Annotated in this window: 15 protein-coding genes and 1 pseudogene; 6 read left to right on the forward strand and 10 right to left on the reverse strand. The window is 62.8% G+C overall.

Translation table 11 applies throughout. The features are described 5' to 3' along the window. Window positions 1-29: 29 nt before the first annotated feature. From ACZ1JX_RS07390 to ACZ1JX_RS07410, 5 genes are all read right to left on the reverse strand, one after another. Entirely contained in the window at window positions 30-1319 is a 1290-nt protein-coding gene (locus tag ACZ1JX_RS07390; RefSeq protein WP_465126107.1) for a sugar isomerase, read from the reverse strand. Continuing rightward, window positions 1316-2239, reverse strand: coding sequence for an alpha/beta hydrolase (locus ACZ1JX_RS07395; RefSeq protein WP_465126108.1), 924 nt, complete (start codon window positions 2237-2239; stop codon window positions 1316-1318). The genes ACZ1JX_RS07390 and ACZ1JX_RS07395 overlap by 4 nt, the downstream gene beginning before the upstream one ends. Before the next feature lie 23 nt (window positions 2240-2262). Next, window positions 2263-4371 (reverse strand): bifunctional rhamnulose-1-phosphate aldolase/short-chain dehydrogenase, encoded by a 2109-nt coding sequence (locus ACZ1JX_RS07400; RefSeq protein WP_465126109.1) that lies wholly within the window; start codon window positions 4369-4371, stop codon window positions 2263-2265. A gap of 174 nt (window positions 4372-4545) precedes the next feature. After that, window positions 4546-4959, reverse strand: coding sequence for a c-type cytochrome (locus ACZ1JX_RS07405; protein WP_465126110.1), 414 nt, complete (start codon window positions 4957-4959; stop codon window positions 4546-4548). A gap of 41 nt (window positions 4960-5000) precedes the next feature. Next, window positions 5001-5495: a MarR family winged helix-turn-helix transcriptional regulator gene (locus tag ACZ1JX_RS07410; RefSeq protein WP_465126111.1), complete on the reverse strand. Its 495-nt coding sequence runs from the start codon at window positions 5493-5495 to the stop codon at window positions 5001-5003. 193 nt (window positions 5496-5688) lie between these two features. Here ACZ1JX_RS07410 and ACZ1JX_RS07415 point away from each other — a divergent pair, with 193 nt between their 5' ends. Then, window positions 5689-6225: a DUF3237 domain-containing protein gene (locus ACZ1JX_RS07415; protein WP_465126112.1), complete on the forward strand. Its 537-nt coding sequence runs from the start codon at window positions 5689-5691 to the stop codon at window positions 6223-6225. A 4-nt stretch (window positions 6226-6229) separates the two neighbouring features. Here the strand turns inward: ACZ1JX_RS07415 and ACZ1JX_RS07420 are convergent, their stop codons facing one another. From ACZ1JX_RS07420 to ACZ1JX_RS07440, 5 genes are all read right to left on the reverse strand, one after another. Next, entirely contained in the window at window positions 6230-7696 is a 1467-nt protein-coding gene (locus ACZ1JX_RS07420) for a helicase HerA domain-containing protein (protein ID WP_465126113.1), read from the reverse strand. 74 nt (window positions 7697-7770) lie between these two features. Further along, window positions 7771-9702, reverse strand: a complete 1932-nt coding sequence (locus tag ACZ1JX_RS07425; protein ID WP_465126114.1) for a glycoside hydrolase family 3 protein — start codon at window positions 9700-9702, stop codon at window positions 7771-7773. Between the two features lie 169 nt (window positions 9703-9871). Further along, entirely contained in the window at window positions 9872-11431 is a 1560-nt protein-coding gene (gene ahpF, locus ACZ1JX_RS07430) for an alkyl hydroperoxide reductase subunit F (protein WP_465126115.1), read from the reverse strand. A gap of 178 nt (window positions 11432-11609) precedes the next feature. Next, entirely contained in the window at window positions 11610-12173 is a 564-nt protein-coding gene (gene ahpC / locus ACZ1JX_RS07435; RefSeq protein WP_465126116.1) for an alkyl hydroperoxide reductase subunit C, read from the reverse strand. A gap of 4 nt (window positions 12174-12177) precedes the next feature. Further along, entirely contained in the window at window positions 12178-12495 is a 318-nt protein-coding gene (locus ACZ1JX_RS07440) for a hypothetical protein (protein WP_465126117.1), read from the reverse strand. A gap of 20 nt (window positions 12496-12515) precedes the next feature. On the opposite strand from ACZ1JX_RS07440, the gene ACZ1JX_RS07445 reads away from it, so the two are divergent. The 5 genes and pseudogenes from ACZ1JX_RS07445 to ACZ1JX_RS07465 all read left to right on the forward strand — a co-directional run. Then, window positions 12516-13655 (forward strand): HlyD family secretion protein, encoded by a 1140-nt coding sequence (locus ACZ1JX_RS07445; RefSeq protein WP_465126118.1) that lies wholly within the window; start codon window positions 12516-12518, stop codon window positions 13653-13655. A gap of 14 nt (window positions 13656-13669) precedes the next feature. Continuing rightward, entirely contained in the window at window positions 13670-15241 is a 1572-nt protein-coding gene (locus ACZ1JX_RS07450) for a DHA2 family efflux MFS transporter permease subunit (protein WP_465126119.1), read from the forward strand. Further along, a complete protein-coding gene (locus ACZ1JX_RS07455) occupies window positions 15241-16698 on the forward strand; it encodes an efflux transporter outer membrane subunit (RefSeq protein ID WP_465126120.1) in 1458 nt (485 codons plus the stop codon). The genes ACZ1JX_RS07450 and ACZ1JX_RS07455 overlap by 1 nt, the downstream gene beginning before the upstream one ends. A gap of 93 nt (window positions 16699-16791) precedes the next feature. After that, window positions 16792-16971: a hypothetical protein gene (locus ACZ1JX_RS07460; RefSeq protein ID WP_465126121.1), complete on the forward strand. Its 180-nt coding sequence runs from the start codon at window positions 16792-16794 to the stop codon at window positions 16969-16971. Further along, window positions 16922-17158 (forward strand): annotated as a pseudogene (locus ACZ1JX_RS07465) (TetR family transcriptional regulator); the annotation flags it as partial. The gene ACZ1JX_RS07460 and the pseudogene ACZ1JX_RS07465, both read left to right, overlap by 50 nt. Between the last annotated feature and the right edge of the window lie 71 nt (window positions 17159-17229).

The raw sequence follows: 17229 nt of genomic DNA on the forward strand, positions 1-17229 counted from the left end.
CTCTCCGATTTTCTTTTGATTTTCAAACGTCAGACGATGCCGGCACCGAGGCCGACCGCTTTGCGCTCCTGCGCCTTGCGGCTGCGGTACTGGCTGAGACGATAGGCTTCGAGCACGTCGATCGCCCCGCCCGCTTCCAGCCTTGCCTTGGCAAGGACAGGGGCGACATCGATGTTGTAGGCGCGGCGCAGGGCCTGGAAGGCCATCATCGTGTCGTTCGATGCCTGCGCTGCATGAAGGGCCTCGCGGTCGACCAGTTGCGCTTTTGCGAAGCACTGAGTGATCGTTTCCGCCGACGACAGCATGGATTCGATCGGGTCGGTCACGTTGTGCGACTGGTCGATCATGTAGCTGGGATTGAAGCCATCCCGAGGGTTGAGTTCCGCCTCAACCAGTTCGTTGAATACGAGGAACAGCTGGTGCGGGTTGATCGAGCCGCTGTCGAGATCGTCGTCGCCATACTTGCTGTCGTTGAAGTGGAAGCCGCCGAGCTTTCCGAAGCGGTGGAGGCGCGCCACGATCTGCTCGATGTTCACGTTGGGCGCGTGGTGGCCAAGGTCGACAAGGCACTTGGCCTTGGGGCCGAGTTCCTGCGCGGCGAGGATGGAAGAGCCCCAGTCGCTGATGACAGTCGAATAGAAAGCCGGTTCGAACATCTTGTGTTCGAGCAACATGCGCCAGTCATCCGGCAGCGCGGCGTAGATCTTCGAGGCAGCCTCCAGATAACGGTCGAGGCTGCGGCCTAGATCCTGCTGGCCGGGGAAGTTGGTCCCATCGCCGACCCACACGGTAAGGTCGGTGGAGCCGAGCTGGACGCCGATCTCGATGCATTCGATGTTGTGATCGACAGCCTGCTGGCGCGTGGCGGCATCCTGCGCGGCGAGTGATCCGTTGGCGTAAGTGTGAGCCTGGCCCTGCTGGTCCTGAAAGGTGTTGGAATTGACCGCATCGAAGCCGAGACCGAGGCTAGCGGCCTCTTCGCGCAATGCCTTGTAATCGCTGACCTTGTCCCACGGGAAGTGCGGGCTGACGCGCGGGGTCACGCGGCCAAGCTGCTGGATGACGGCGCAGTCCTCCAGCTTCTCGTGGATGTTCGTCGGCTCGCCGGGGATCGGGAACTTGGCAAAGCGCGTGCCACCGCGCCCTGCACCCCATGACGGGACCGCGACCGAAAAGTCCGCAACGCGGTCCTTGATCGCATTAATGTCGATTCCGGTGCGCGAGAGCTTGCGCCCGAGCGCGGCGTAGTCGTCTTCCAGGGCTTCGGCATGGGCAGCATTGCGCTCGGCGATCAGGTCGGCGGAAATAGGAAGGGTCATTTGCTGTCCTTTGGCGTGAGGAAGCCCTGCATGCGCAGCCACGCGGTAAATTCGTCGATCATCAAAGTGGTGGTCGTGCCCGGCACCCCGAGACCGAAGCCGTGGTCCCCGGTCTGGTAGCCGTGGATTTCCACTGGGCGCTTGGCTTCAAGGTAGCTCTGCGCGATGGCGAAGCCCTTGTTGGGGAACAGGCTGTCGTTGAGCGCGATCGCATCGAACATCGGCGGTGCATCGACGGGTACGGGCTCGGCGTCCTGCGGACCGTAGATGTAGCCGAGGAACGCAGGCCGCGATTGTGTATCGGCATCAAGGCCGACCCGGCGCGTGGTCATCGCGCCGGCTGAAAAACCCATCATGCCGACGCGCGCGGGATCAATGCCGTACTTCGCCGCATTGGCGCGCACCCAGGCAATGGCGGCCTTGCCATCGGCAGGCGCCATCGACTTGCCGAGAAGGTCACCCGCCATCGGACGGCAGACTTCCTTCATCAGCGCCTCGCTCATGTACCTTCCGGCCTCGGCCTCGTCCTTCGGGGTCGGGTTGAGGCGGTACTTCAGCACAAATGCGGCAATGCCGCGATCCGCCAACGCCCGGGCGACGTTCCAGCCTTCGTGATCCATCGCGAGGATCATGAATGCACCGCCCGGCGCGACCACGACAGCGGCACCGGTGGCCTTGGCCGGATCCGGCAGAACCGGCGTTATGGTAGGCCGCGTCACGTTGCGAGCAGCAAGATCGCGGCCCATGAACTTGACCCATTGCTCTGTGGCCGCCGAGCCGGGAGTCTTGTCACCGTAAAGCGGAATAGCATCCGGCTCAGCCGGAGCAGCAACCGGGACCGACGGTGGCGGGCCATTCTGCGCGAAGCCCGGGACTGCAATGCCAAGTGCCAATGCTGCCACAAACGATTTCTTTTTCATTGCCTTGTCCTCTCACGAAGGCGTCAGCGCGTGAAAGCCTGCGCATTCCCGGCGTCGACGTTGATCATGTTGCCGGTCGACTTTGCGCTCATGTCCGAAGCGAGGAAATAGACGGCTTCGGCAATGTCCTCGGGCAGCACATCGCGCTTGAGCATCGAGCGCTGGCGATAGTGCTCTTCCAGTTCCTTGCCGCTGTCGATGCCGTGGGCGCCTGCGCGTTCCTTGCGCCAGTCGCCGTCCCAGATGCGGCTGCCCTTGATCACCGCGTCGGGGTTGACGACGTTGACGCGGATACCGTGGGGCGCGCCTTCAAGGGCAAGGCAGCGCGCAAGATGGTTTGCTGCGGCCTTGGCCGAGGCGTAGGCGCTGGCATTGGTGGCGGCGGCGACGCCGTTCTTCGAGCCGATGAACACGACGGATGAGCCGCCCTGAGCCTTCATCCGCTTGAGCAGCGGCCAGGCCGCGCGGCTGGTGAGGAAGTAGCCTTGCGCCAGCACGTCGTAATTGCGGTTCCACAGCTCGAGCGTGGTGTCCTCAAGCGGGGCCGAACTGGCGATTCCGGCATTGGCGACGAGAATGTCGAGGCCGCCGAACTCGCGCGCGGCGAGGTCGAAGGCGGCCTGGACCTGTGCTTCGTCGGTTACATCGCAGACGGCAGCGCGCACGACATCCTTGCCAAACTGCCTTGCGAACCCGGCGCGTACGTCCTCGACCGCAGCAGCATCACGGTCAGCCAGAACAACGCAGGCTCCATCGCGCAGCAGGCGGGCGGCGGAGGCGGCGCCGATGCCCCCTGCCCCACCGGTCACGAGCGCGATCTTGCCGACCAGTGGCTTGGGCGCGGGCATGCGCTGTAGCTTGGCTTCCTCGAGCAGCCAGTACTCGATGTCGAAGGCTTCCTGCTCGTCGAGCGCGATGTATTCGCCAATGGCTTCAGCCCCGCGCATCACATTGATGGCGTTGCCGTAGAACTCGCCAGCAAGGCGAGCGGTGGTCTTGTCGGTGGCGAAAGTGATGCGGCCGACGCCTGGCACCAGCACGACGACCGGGTTGGAATCCCGCATTGCAGGCGAGTTAGGCCGCTTGCAGCGCTCGTAATAGGCGGCATAGAGTTCGCGATAGTCCGCGATTTTCTGCTGGAGATTGGCATCATCCTGCAGCCTTGCCGGATCGAGCGTCAGCGGGGCTATCTTGGTGCGCAGAAAGTGATCGGGGCATGAGGTTCCGAGTGCGGCAAGGCGCTCGAAATCGACACTGCCGACGAACTCCAGTGCTTCTGCATCGTCCGAGAAATGGCTCAGCTTCTGTCGTGCGCCGGTCATGAAACCACGCAGGCGAGGCATGAGGTCGGCAGCGATGACGGCGCGATCTGGGTTGGCCGCAACAGCCTGACCTCCGAAGGCAGGCTTGCCTGCCAGCTTGCCATTCAGATAGTTCGCGGCATCGGCGATCAGCTGGAGGGTGTGTTCGTAGCAGGCCTTGGCGCTATCGGCCCAGCAGATGATCCCGTGGCCCGCCAGCATCACGCCTTCCACTTGCGGATTGGCTTTCACGTAATCGCGCAGCATCACGCCGAGGGTGTAACCGGGACGCTTCCATGGCAGCCAGCCGATCTTCCCGCCCCAGATTTCGTGCGTCGCCGCTTCGCCGCCCGAGGAAGCTGCCAGCGCGATGATCGCATCGGGGTGGACGTGATCGACATGCGCGAACGGCAGCAGCGAGTGCAGCGGCGTGTCGATCGACGCGGCACGACCATTCAGGTTGAACGTGCAGTGCGGCAGAAAGCCGACCATCTTGTCGTCGTCATCAGGGCCCGAATAGTGCGCTTCGAGTCCCAAAAGCTTGGACTGATAGAGCGTGGCAAAGCCATCGAGCTTCATCGAGCCGATGTCGCCGCCAGATCCCTTGACCCACAGGACCTCGACCTTCTCGCCGGTCAGCGGGTCAATTTCCTCAAGCTTGGCGGACGTATTGCCGCCGCCGAAGTTGGTGACCGTGAGATCTGAACCGAGCAGGTTCGAGCGGTAAAGCAGCAGTTCTGCGGGCGATAGCGAAGCCGCAACGGTATCGTCCCACCGGCTGGACGGAACGGCAAAAGGCAGTGCGGCGGCAATCGGAGTGTGGGCGTTCATGGCATCCCTGCAGACAAATGGGCGCACTCTCGCGCCGTCGCAGAGTCGATAGCATCATGCGCATAAACGATCAAGAATGATCATTTATGATTGTTTGATTTCTCCACGCACAAAAAATGCCCTCGTAACCCGAAGGATGCGAGGGCCCGCAGCGATTGGTAACGGATTTGGGACTCAACGCGCCGATTGCTGCAGGAACGCGATCAGATCTGCCCGATCCTGAGGGTTGGCAAGCGGCGGAAAGGCCATGCGATTGCCGGGCACATACTTCGAAGGACCGGACAAAAATGCGTCGAGAGAGGTAGCGTCCCAAACGACGGCCTTGTCTTTCAAGGCTTGCGAGTAATTGAAGTTCGGCATCGTGCCGGAGGTACGCCCGACAACGCCCTTCAGCGAAGGACCCAATCGCGTCGCACCGGTATTGAGATCATGGCAGGCCGCGCAGCGCGCATAGACCGACTTGCCCCGCACAGGATCACCCGCCGCGCCGCCTGCAGACTGCGCCATCGCGCCACCCGCAGCAGCAAGGGCAAAGGCCGCAACAACGCCGGGCACGAACTGCTTCATCGAAGGGAATCCTTTGAACATCGCTGCGGGATAGCGACGATGTGATGTCCCGAGCCTGAACGTCAATCCTTGGCCGGAGCCGAGAGATAGAGCTTCATCAGAATGCGGAAGAGTTCGGACTTTTCACGTGCCGTCAGGGCTGTCGTCAACTGCTCTTCGTGTTCGGCAATGGCCTGACGTGATTTGGCCAGAACCTCGCGCCCTTCATCGGTCAGCCACAGGCCACCGGCACGACGATCGAGCTTGGATGGTTCGTTGAGCAGAAAGCCGTTCTTGATCAGTTGGCGCACAAACTGGTGAACGGTGGGTCGTTCGATCTGGAAGAAGCGTGAAAGGTCTGTCTGCTTCACGCCCGGATTGGCATTGACCAGCCAGAGGATCGCGACCTGCTTGGGCGTGACGCTCAGCGGATCGAGCCGCTTTTCAAGCCGGCTCACGAACAGCGTGTTGACCGTGCCGATGTGCAGCCCGAGAACGGAGTCGAGGTCATCGAGATCAAGCTCGGGGACGACGGACTGACGGGTAATCTCTGCCGTGGCCACGGACGGTCCTTCCAACGCAAAATGCGCGCAGCTTTCGGCAAATTTCACAAATCCGGAAGGAAAGCGCGCGGCGAACGGAATTTCCATTAGTAAAGCATACAAAGAGTGCAAAGCCTTTTGTAATCCGACAAGCATGTGGGCCGTGAATCTGCGGACTGTCACTCTGCGAAATCGGCGTGCCAACGCCGTTTGCTAAGGGAGAAAAAGATTGAAGTTCAAGTACTTGTTTATCGCGGCAGCGCTGCTGGTACTGGGATCGTCACTTCACGCTGACGATGGCCCGAACGCGCCCGCACCGACGCTTACTTACGCCTTTTCAGTGCGTGCAACGCTGGCACCCGCTATCGAACAAGGTGAAGTGGACCAAGGACGCAAGCGCTTCGTCGCGATTACCGGAGGTTCCGTCAGCGGACCGAAGCTTGCAGGTGAAGTGCTTCCGGGCGGCGGCGACTGGCAGGTCATTCTGCCCGGTGGCCTCACCAGTATCGAGGCACGCTACTTCCTCAAGACCACCGACGGCACCGTCATCGAAGTGACGAACCCCGGTGTGCGCATTGCAGCACCCGAGGTCATCGAGAAACTGGCCAAGGGCGAGAACGTCGATCCGGCGGCCTACTATTTCCGCACGACTCCGCGATTTTCGGTCAAGGCTGGCGCTTACGAGTGGCTTCGGCGCAAAGTGTTCGTTGCCCGCGGCATCCGCAAGCCCGACAGTGTCGTGATCGACTTCTACAGCGTGGAGTAAGGCTTCAGGCCTCGACCGGCGCCGTGGTCAGGCCCAGCGCAGGAATGCCGACCGAGCGCCTGCCACCGTAATCGGTACGCACGACGATCAGGTTGCTCTTCTCCAGGTGCTCGAGCAGTCGGCGGATGCGGCCCGACGAGCGCGTGCCGTAGATCTCGGCAAGGCGCTCGTCATCGGGGCACGGTGCGCGATCGACAGCGGCGCGCGCGAGCGTGAGGAACGGCGCAAGCAGGTCGTCGGGCACGTCCTTGCCGATGCGCAGGAGGTCCTGCCATTCTGCAGCCTTGTCGTCGGCGATACCGGCCACAGCCATGGCAAAGCGACGCCTGAACGCCCCGAGGTCCATGCCCGGCAAAATTCGCAGCATCCGGCAACGCACCGTGAAGTCCTGATAGAGCTGCGCGGCAGGTTGGAAGGTGCAGTCCGGCTCGGCGGCCATTTCCGTCAGGATCGAGGCAATGCTGGCGGCAGTTTCCTCGGCCTCGAACAGGCTGGGCGCAACCGGAGGCTCGACCTGCTCGGCGGCAGGCACGAAGCCCTCGATCTGCTCAAGCAGTTCACCGCTTTCGGGCACGACCAGTTCCGGCTCGGGCGGGCGCGGCACGGGTTCCATGGCGAGGGGTTCTGACAGAAGGATCGATTCCATTTCCGCCCCGCCCGCATTCGGAAGCGGCATCAGGCCCTGGATGACATTGCGCGCACGGGTCTGGACATCGGCAATGCGCACGCCGACCGGACGGCGGGCAATGGCCGGGCCAAGTCCGAGGAAGTGACCGCGTTCGAGATCGCGGATCGTCTCGGCCTGCCGCCGCTCCATGCCGAGCAGGTCCGCAGCGCGGGCCATGTCGATGTCGAGAAAGGTACGGCCCATCAGGAAGTTGGAGGCTTCCGCCGCCACGTTCTTGGCCAGCTTTGCGAGGCGCTGCGTGGCGATGACGCCTGCCAGTCCGCGCTTTCGGCCACGACACATCAGGTTTGTCATGGCCGAGAGGCTGAGGCGGCGCACTTCGTCGGACACGTCGCCCGCCGCAGCGGGTGCGAACATCTGCGCTTCGTCGACCACCACCAAAGCCGGGTACCATTCGTCGCGGGGCGCATCAAACAGGGTGTTTAGGAACACGGCGGCGCAGCGCATCTGTGCTTCGAGTTCCAGCCCATCGAGCGTCAGGATTACCGAGGCACGATGCTTGCGGATGCGGGCGGCGAGCTTGGCGATTTCTGCGCCATCGTAAGCCGAACCATCAACCACGACATGCCCGAACGCATCGGCAAGCGTGACGAAATCGCCTTCGGGATCGATGACTACTTGTTGGACGATACTGGCGCTTTCCTCCAGCAACCGGCGCAGCAGGTGCGACTTGCCCGACCCGCTGTTGCCCTGCACCAGCAGGCGGGTGGCAAGCAGTTCCTCGACGTCGATCCTGACGGGGGCGCCGGAACGGTCGGCGCCGATGACGATATTTGCGCTCACGCAGAAGGCTCTGGCGAAGCCCACGAGAGTCGGCAAGGCCGCGGCATGGCGATTTCCCCGGCCTAGATTGGATTTCAGGGCAGAACGATGCCGTCACCACGCTTGTAGAGCGGCATGGCGCTATCATCGGGACGACCGGGGTGCTGGTCTTCCACCGCCTTGGCCGACGACGGCAGTTCGAACGGCAGGCGTCCGCGCGACTTGGCCTTGCCAGTGACGAGATCGACCAGCACGGCGTCGCTGGCACCGAAGAGACCGTAAAGCGCGCTCGCCTTGTCCTTGAGCAGGGTAAGCACCGCCGGACGATCAAGATCGACAGCGACGATGGTCGGCACCTTGGCAGCCGCCATCGCCACGGTCTTCGTAGGCTCGTCATCCGCGCGGAAGTCGAGACGGCCTTCGTGCTGGCGCGAGCCGAAGAAGTGGTTTGGATGCAGATCCTCGAACGGCGTGGCTACGCGGACCAGTGCGACGTCTGCCTGATCGAGATTGTCGACCACCGTCAGCCCCCTCGCCCGCGCAACATCAGCCGAGACGCCCGAGAGCCAGACTTTCTGCCCCTGCGAAAGAGGCAGAAGGTTGTGCTTGTTCTCCAGCAGGACCTGAGCCGCGCGCTGGGCTTTGTCAGCCTCGTCCTGGGTTGCCGGATCGCCGATCACCTGCGCAGCCCGTGCGACATCGACATAAGGATTGTCGAACAGGCCAAGCTCAAATTTCAGCGCGAGCACGCGGCGCGCAGCCTGATCGATGCGGGCGCGCGACAGCTTCCCGGCCTTGTATGCGGCAATCAGCGGGGCGGGATCGTCGACACCCCCGAACTGGTCGATGCCAGCGTTTGCCCCGAGAGCATAGCGATCGATTTCCGAAAGGTTCTCGACGCCCCATGGCATCGCGATGTTATAGCCTTGCGGCTTTTCGGCGGTTGGCCGCATGCACTGCTCAAGGCAGGTATTGGTGATCGCCCAGTCAGAAATAACGATTCCGCCGAACTTGCGGGTCTTGCGCAGGAGACCATCGATCAGCGGTTTGCTGAAGCCGGCACCCACCTGCGGCAGCGATTTGCCATTGATAGTGACGCCCTCGGCAATGACATAGGTCGGCATGACACCAGCCGACTTGGCAGCCAGCGCCCCGTCAAACGCGGCGACGTGCTGCGCGAAGCTTGCGTTATCGAGCTTGGCGATGCGGCCATAGTAGTTATGCCCGTCGAAGCCTTCGGGCTGGGCTCCGTAACCAACCCAGTGCTTGACGACGGTGGCGACGCCTGAGCGCACCAGCCCGTTCGGACTCCCCTGGAACCCACGCACATAGGCACCGGCAAGGCGCGAAACCATTGCGGCATCAGCACCGAACGTCGCCACGCCACGCGGCCAGCGCGGCTCGGTGTAGAGGTCAGCCTGAGGACTCAGTGCTATGTGGATGCCGACCGCGCGATACTCTGCTGCCACCAGCCTGCCGAAGCGCTCGACCAGCTTCTCGTCCCCGATTGCCGCCATGCCGAGCGTCTCGGGCCACTGCGAGAAGCCTCCGCTGGCCGAGCTGACGCCGACAGTGATTTGGAAGTGGTTGCGCGGGTCCGTACTGATCGTGGCGGGAATGCCGAGGCGCGTGGCCTCAGCCATCTTCTGGATCGTGTTGTTCTCTTCGGCAAAAGCCTTGGGGTCAGGCGACAGGCGGGTGATGAAGCTGTTGACACCGCGGGCCAGCAACGCCTGAGCGGCAGGCTTGTCATAGGCTGTGCCCACACCGATCCGCGCCCCGTTCTCGGCCGCGAGCGTGCCGTGCAGCATCAGCGCAATCTTTTCCTCGATCGTCATCTGCCCGAGAAGGTCGTCGACCCTCTTTGACGTGGCGAGCACCGGGTTCTCGTAAGGATCGAGCCGACCATTGTGGTTCAGATCGCGATGGGGCGTATCGGCAACGGCCGGCCCGTTCAGCCCGACCAGCGCCGCGACCGTTGCCAGCAGACCGGATGCGATTCTCCGCGTGAGCCTTGGAAACGCCATTTCTCTCTCCCGACATATTTTGACAGCGCAAGACATAGCGATGCCTAAGCGAGCTTCCCACTGAACGCAATGTTCAAAGCAAGAGCGGCGACGCAATTGTCTTGCGCCGCCGCCTTTGCGACCCGTCGGGCTTAAAATGAGGGTAACCCTAAGGTTTTGGTTGTGAAACTTATCCCTGTCGGATGAGGTAGTCGAAGGCAGAAAGCGCAGCTTTGGAACCTTCGCCCATGGCGATGATGATCTGCTTGTAGGGCACCGTGGTGGCATCGCCCGCCGCAAAGATCCCCGGAACGCTGGTCGCGCCGCGCGCGTCGACCTCGATCTCGCCGCGCGGGCTTAGATCGATGGCACCCTTGATCCACTCGGTATTCGGGACAAGGCCGATCTGCACGAAGATGCCTTCGAGCTCGACCGTGTGCAGTTCGTCGCTTTCGCGATCCTTGTAGACCAGCCCCGTAACCTTCGCGCCATCCCCGAGCACTTCGGTGGTGAGCGCCGACGTCACGATCGTAACGTTGGGCAGCGAACGCAGCTTGGTCTGCAGCACGGCGTCGGCACGAAGCTGATTGTCGAACTCGATCAGCGTGACGTGGGCGACGATCCCGGCAAGGTCGATAGCTGCCTCGACGCCCGAGTTGCCGCCGCCAATCACAGCCGTGCGCTTGCCCTTGAACAGCGGGCCATCGCAGTGCGGGCAGTAGGCGACGCCCTTGTTGCGATATTCGTCCTCGCCGGGCACGCCCATCTGCCGCCAGCGGGCACCGGTGGAAAGGATCAGCGTCTTTGCCTTCAGGCTCGCGCCGTTCTCGAGCGTGATCTCGTGCAGGTTGCCGTCACTACAGGGGAGCAGCGTGGTCGCCTTCTGCAGGTTCATCACGTCGACTTCGTATTCCTTGACGTGGTTTTCCAGCTGCGCGGCCAACTTGGGGCCTTCGGTGTGCTGGACCGAGATAAAGTTTTCGATGCCCATGGTGTCGAGCACCTGTCCACCAAAGCGCTCGGACACAACGCCGGTGCGGATGCCCTTGCGCGCCGCATAGATCGCAGCAGCAGCGCCAGCGGGCCCACCGCCGACGACGAGCACGTCGAACGGCTCCTTCGCAGCAATCTTCTCGGCAGCGCGTGCCGAAGCATTGGTATCGAGCTTGGCGACGATCTGCGCGAGGTCCATGCGGCCCGAACCGAAAGGCTGGCCGTTGAGGAACACGGTAGGCACGGCCATGATCTGGCGCCGCTCCACCTCATCCTTGAACAGCGCGCCGTCAATGGCGACGTGCGTCACGTTCGGGTTCAGCGCTGCCATGATGTTGAGCGCCTGGACCACGTCGGGGCAGTTCTGGCAGGTCAGCGAGAAGAACGTCTCGAAGTGCAACGGGCCTTCGAGACCGCGCACCTGCTCAAGCAGTTCAGCGTCTTCCTTGGGCGGGTGTCCTCCGACATGCAGCAGCGCGAGAATCAGCGAGGTGAACTCGTGGCCCATCGGAAGCCCTGCGAAGACCGCCTCCGCCCTTCCCTCGTCCGCGCGAATAGCAAAGCTCGGCGCGCGCTCGTCGGTGCCGTCGAAGCGCGTGGTGACCTTGTCGGACTGCGCGGCAACCTCCTCGACAAGGCTGCGCATCTCTGCAGACTTGGGGCTGTCGTCGAGGGTTGCAACCAGCTCGATCGGCCGGCGCAGGTTGCCGAGGTAGGCCTTGAGCTGGGCGGTGGTGGCGGCGTCGAGAACGGGCATGGTCACTTCCTTTGGACAACAGGGCCCGCGCGTCACCGAAAGGTCGGCGCACGGGGGATCATCTCAGTTGCATGATCGAGGGCGTGGAACCGGCGGGCCGCCCGTAAGCGGCACGGCCCGTCCGGCGGTTCTTGGCAGGACGTTCAACCCCACGCGGTGAACGTCCTGCCGGATTGGATCAGATCTTGCCGACGAGGTCGATCGACGGAGCCAGCGTGGCCGCGCCTTCTTCCCACTTGGCCGGGCAGACCTGGCCGGGGTTTTCGCGCCAGTACTTGGCAGCCTTGATCTTGCGCAGCAGTTCCGCAGCGTTGCGACCCACGCCCTCGGGGGTGATTTCGACCAGCTGAATGGTGCCGTCCGGATCGGTCACGAAGGTACCACGGTCAGCAAGTCCGACGCCTTCGCGCAGAATGCCGAAGTTGTTCGAGATCGTGTGGTTCTGGTCGCCCAGCATGTAGTAGTTGATCTTGCCAACGGCCGGCGAGGTTTCGTGCCATGCCTTGTGGCTGAAGTGGGTGTCGGTCGATACCGAGTACACTTCGACGCCGAGGCCCTGCAGCTCGCCATAGATGTCGGCGAGGTCTTCGAGCTCGGTCGGGCAGACGAAGGTGAAGTCGGCCGGGTAGAAGAAGAACACGCCCCACTTGCCGACGACGTCGGCGTCGCTGACATCGACGAACTTGCCCTGGTGGAAAGCGGTTGCCTGGAACGGCTTCAGCTTGGTTCCGACGATCGACATAGACTCAAATCCTTCTCGTTGTGGATGGGTGAACCGTGGTGTGATTGGCGAGGTAGTGCATGGGCAGCCCTTTTTCCAATGAGCAAATTCGCCCTGTTTGATTTACTGCCTCGATCAATAGCCCGACATTGATGGTCCATTCATAGAGGAAATCGGCGGCCTGACCTAATGGGCAGGCGATGATCGATTGCCGGAACATGGCCGTTTTCCGCACGTTGCGCCGACAACATGCAGATTTTGCACGATGCCTCGCAATTTCAGCACTTGAATTTCTCCCCGCTCTAAACCAAGTGGCAATCCGCAACGGAACGATTTCGTTCAATTCTTCCGAATGGACCTCAGATGGCTGCCTCGACCGACTCCACGCCCGCTCCGACGACAGATGCAACCGAAGGCCGTCGCAAGACGATTGGCCGGATCGCGGTTGGCGTACTGGCCGCTGGCGCTCTTTATGGCGCGTGGACGCTCTACGATTACGAGACGGTGGGCCGCTATATGCAGGAGACTGAAGACGCATACGTAAAAGCGGACGGCGTCACGATCAGTTCCAAGCTCGGAGGCTACGTGCGGCGCGTTTCCGTGGCCGACAACCAGTCAGTCGAGCAGGGAACCCTGCTCGTCCAGATCGACCCGACCGATTACAGCACCCGCCTCGCCCAGAGTACCGCGCAAGTCGATGTCGCCCGGGCAACCGAAGCGGCAGCGCTGGCAGCCATTCAGGAAGCGCAGTCGGCCACCGGTCAGGCCCGCGCAGCACTGCAGGCATCGCAGCGCGATCTTGCCTACCTCAACGGCGAAGTCGCCCGCATGCGACCGCTGGTGGCCAGCGGCGCAGAGCCGCGGCAGGCCTTCGACCAGCTTGTTGCCAACCGCGACAAAGCTGCAGCTGACGTGGCCGCCAAGCAGGCCGCGCTGGCCGCTGCCAATGACCGCGTTACCAGTGCTCGCGCACAAGCAGGACAGTCCACCGCCCAGATCAAGGCCGCGCAGGCCCAGCGCGAAGCGGCCAGCACCGACCTTGCGACGACCCGTATCATTGCGCCCATCGGCGGCAAGGTGGGCAACTCCACCGTCCGCCTTGGTCAATTCGTCCAGCCCGGCCAGCGCCTGATGACGATCGTGCCGACGCAAGCGATCTATGTCGAAGCGAACTTCAAGGAAACGCAGATCGGCCTGATGCGTCCCGGGCAGCCGGTTACCGTCCACGTCGACGCCCTGCCCGATGTCGAATTCCATGGCACGGTCGAGAGCATCACTCCGGGCACCGGCGCGAACTTCTCGTTGATCCCGCCGCAGAACGCGACCGGCAACTTCACCAAAATCGTGCAGCGCGTGCCCGTACGCATCCGCATCAACGCCGGCCCTGAATCGCGCAAGGTTCTGGTCCCCGGCCTTTCTTTGTCGGTGGAAGTGGACACGCGCTCGGCCAAGTCCGCAATAGACGCGATCCGCGACGAGCAGGAACGGGCACAGGCCAAGTGAGCACAGTGGCGACCATGGATGAAGATTTGCCAAGCGCGCCTGCGCGGCCTTCGGACAAGGCAGATGTAGGTGCCTGGCTCGGCGTTGCAGCGGGCGCGATCGGCTCGCTCATGGCAACGCTCGACATCTCGATCGTCAACGCATCGCTGCCCACGATCCAGGGAGAGATCGGCGCATCCTCGAGCGAGGGCACGTGGATTGCCACCGCCTATCTCGTCGCCGAAATCATCATCATCCCGCTCACAGGTTGGCTCGAACGCGTGTTCGGCCTGCGCCGTTTCCTGCTGATCGCGGCTATCCTGTTCACGGGCTTTTCGGTCATGTGCGGACTGTCCACATCGCTGACCATGATGATCTTCGGCCGCGTCGGCCAAGGGTTCACGGCAGGCGCGATGATCCCGACTGCGCTGACCATCATCGCGACGCGCCTTCCACCAAACCAGCAGCCTATCGGCACTGCCCTGTTCGGCTTGACCGTGATCATGGGGCCGGTGATGGGCCCGCTCGTCGGGGGATGGCTGACCGAGAATTTCAGCTGGCACTATGCCTTTTTCGTCAACGTGCCGATCAGCGCGATCCTCATCACGCTGCTGCTCGTCGGCCTGCCCAAGAGCAAGATGCAACTAGGCGAACTGGTGAATGCCGACTGGCTCGGAGTCATCGGACTGGTTCTTGGCCTCGGCGGGATAACCGTGGTGCTTGAAGAAGGTCACCGCGAACAGTGGTTCGAATCCGCGCTGATCTGGAAGCTCTCGGCCGTGACCCTGCTCGGCTTTGTGCTTATCGCCGTCGGTCAGTTCACGGCAAAGCGTCCAGTGATCAAGCTTGCCCTTCTGCGCAACCGGGCCTTTGCCGCCGTGTTCACGCTGGCGCTGGTGCTGGGCGCGGTGATGTTCGGCACCGCATACGTCATCCCGCAATTCCTTGCCGCAATTGCAGACTACAACGCGATGCAGGCGGGCAAGATCGTCTTCATTTCAGGCATCCCGGCCATGCTGATGATGCCCATGTTTCCGATCCTCGTCGCCCGGGTCGACCTACGCCTGATCGTCGGCACCGGCGTCGTTCTGCTCGCTCTGTCCTGCTATCTCGATGTCAACCTGACGGCGCAATCGCGCGGGGGCGACTTCGTTGTCACGCAACTCCTGCGCGGACTAGGCACCGTATTCTGCATGCTGTTCCTGAATCAGGCGGCAATCAGTTCGGTCCCCGTCCATGATGCCGGCGATGCCGCCGGATTGTTCAATGCCGGGCGCAATCTCGGCGGCTCCATCGGCCTTGCCATGCTCGCCACGCTTCAGGACGAGCGCTGGGAGTTCCACCGCTGGTCCCTGCACAGTGCGCTCGAAGCCAATGATCTGAACATCCAGGACTGGGTGAGCCAACAAGCCATGACATATGGCGGCGGCCCCGATGGCATGGCGGCGGCATTGCGTTCGCTCGATGGCATGGTCCTGCGCGACGCGCTCGTCATGGCCTTCAACGATGATTTCATGGCGCTGACTGTCGGCATCCTGCTGGTGGCTCCGCTTGTCTTTCTCTTGCGCCCGCTTCCCAAGGGCTACCACGCAAAGGCCGCACACTGATGACTGGCACCTCTTCACTCCGTCGCATGGCCGGCATCACGGTACTGGCCGCGCTACTTGCTGGCTGCGCCACGGTGGGCCCTGACTACAAGGGTGCGCCGCAGGCCGCCCCACAGGCGGAAACACGCGGCGCATTCGTGCGTGCCGGCGACAAGGTGCAGGCGACTGCACCGACGGGCCGCTGGTGGGAGAGCCTTGGCGATCCAGTGCTCAACCAGTTGGTCGAGACAGCGCTTTCGGACTCTCCCGGCATCGCTGCCGCAAACGCCCGCGTGGCCCAATCGCGCGCCTCGCTCGCTGCCAGCCGCACAGCCGTGCTGCCGACCGTGAGCACTTCGTTCGCCGCGCCCTACATCAACGTGCCGGGCAATCTGGTCGGCAACGGTGGCGGACGTGACGAGATCAACGCCTACAACCTTGGTTTCGACGCGTCGTGGGAGATCGACCTGTTCGGCGGCACCCGGCGCAAGGTCGAAGCGGCCACTGCGCGAGCCGAGGCTGCCGAAGCTGGCGCGGCAGACGCACGCGTCACGCTCTCGGCAGAGATCGCCCGCGCATATGTCGGATTGCGGGCGCGACAGGCCATGGTCGGACTGCAAGACCGGCAGGTTGAAATCGACCGCGAGCTGGTCGCGCTGGCAAAGCAGCGTTTCGCTGCTGGCACCATTCCGCAGCAGCCAGTGAACGCGGCCGAAGCGCAGGCATTCGCCAGCGAAGCCGACGCCGCGAAGTCACGCGCCGAGATCGCCGTGCTCATGGACCAGATCGCAGTGCTGACCGGCAAGGAGCCGGGTGCGCTAGATGCCCTGCTCGGAACGCCCGCTGCGGTCCCTTTGCCCCCAGCTGTGGTTGCCGTTGGAGACCCGGCGCTGCTGTTGCGCAGCCGTCCCGACGTTCGCATGGCCGAGCGCCAACTGGCCGCAGCAAATGCCGATATAGGGGCACGCATCGCCGACAAGTTTCCGAAGATCTCGTTCCTTGGCCTGCTTGGCCTTGGCGGGCAGAACATCGGCGACGTGTTCGATCCGGGCAACATCGTCGGCATTGCGCTTCCGCAGATCAAGTGGAGCCTGTTCGACGGCGGACGCGCCGAACGTCAGGTCGAAGTGGCCAAGGGCGCATATGCCGAGAACGAGGCCAACTACCGCCGCACGGTCCTGTCAGCCTTGCAGGACGCAGAAGGTGCATTGGCACGCTTTGGTGCGCAGCGAATCGCGTTTGGGAAGGTGCTCGATGCTGAGGCGCGAGCGCACAAGAACGTCGATTTGCAGACGCAAAGGCTTGCAGCGGGGACCATCGGGCGGCCAGACAAGCTCGATACCGAACGCCAGGCGCTGCAACTCGCCATGGCCTCTGCATCGGCCAGAGCAGAGCTTACGACCCAGTTTATCTCGGTGGAAAAGGCACTTGGGCTTGGCTGGACTACCGACCAAAGTGCGTCTGGACAGGCTAAATGAAACGAAACCGCCCAATTTATAGTATATTGACTATCCAAACAGCTAGGGCACTCTGCTCCCACGATACGCCGCAAAGGCGAGAAAGTGGGAAAGATGCGCTGGATTACCGATGCGGGCCTCCGCTTCTGGCAGGCCTATCGCGAAGGACTGGAGATGTCCTGCCCGGTTCACAACCGGATTGCCGAAGCGCTGGCAGAACGCCTGTGCGAACGGGATCGTCCGCATGACAGTTCAGCACACGTCGCAGGAGCGGAGCAGCCCACCGTCCACTGAGCTGCCCTCAAAGGACGCTGACAAAAGCGATCAGTCGTCCACGTGCAAAGGTGTCGGCCGCAGAGGCCGTCCTTCGATAGAAGAAGCGCAACGCCTTCCAGCCCGCATTCTTGAGGCCGGATGGGAAGTACTGCGCGAACATGGCTTTGAAGCCTTCACATTCGACCGCGTCGCCCGCCATGCCCATATCGGCAAGGCCACCATCTACACCCGCTTCGCAGGCAAGCGCGAGTTTCTTGAAGCCCTGCTCGCACAGAA

This window comes from Novosphingobium sp. BL-A-41-Hi4A-0G, from assembly GCF_055521735.1.

Excerpts from the sequence above, each read along its gene's own strand:
- ACZ1JX_RS07425 (WP_465126114.1), bottom strand. The coding sequence starts at position 9,702 with ATGGCGTTTCCAAGGCTCACGCGGAGAATCGCATCCGGTCTGCTGGCA.
- ACZ1JX_RS07450 (WP_465126119.1), top strand. The coding sequence starts at position 13,670 with ATGGATGAAGATTTGCCAAGCGCGCCTGCGCGGCCTTCGGACAAGGCA.
- ACZ1JX_RS07405 (WP_465126110.1), bottom strand. The coding sequence starts at position 4,959 with ATGTTCAAAGGATTCCCTTCGATGAAGCAGTTCGTGCCCGGCGTTGTT.
- ACZ1JX_RS07390 (WP_465126107.1), bottom strand. The coding sequence starts at position 1,319 with ATGACCCTTCCTATTTCCGCCGACCTGATCGCCGAGCGCAATGCTGCC.
- ACZ1JX_RS07445 (WP_465126118.1), top strand. The coding sequence starts at position 12,516 with ATGGCTGCCTCGACCGACTCCACGCCCGCTCCGACGACAGATGCAACC.
- ahpF (WP_465126115.1), bottom strand. The coding sequence starts at position 11,431 with ATGCCCGTTCTCGACGCCGCCACCACCGCCCAGCTCAAGGCCTACCTC.
- ACZ1JX_RS07460 (WP_465126121.1), top strand. The coding sequence starts at position 16,792 with ATGCGCTGGATTACCGATGCGGGCCTCCGCTTCTGGCAGGCCTATCGC.
- ACZ1JX_RS07455 (WP_465126120.1), top strand. The coding sequence starts at position 15,241 with ATGACTGGCACCTCTTCACTCCGTCGCATGGCCGGCATCACGGTACTG.
- ACZ1JX_RS07400 (WP_465126109.1), bottom strand. The coding sequence starts at position 4,371 with ATGAACGCCCACACTCCGATTGCCGCCGCACTGCCTTTTGCCGTTCCG.
- ACZ1JX_RS07395 (WP_465126108.1), bottom strand. The coding sequence starts at position 2,239 with ATGAAAAAGAAATCGTTTGTGGCAGCATTGGCACTTGGCATTGCAGTC.
- ahpC (WP_465126116.1), bottom strand. The coding sequence starts at position 12,173 with ATGTCGATCGTCGGAACCAAGCTGAAGCCGTTCCAGGCAACCGCTTTC.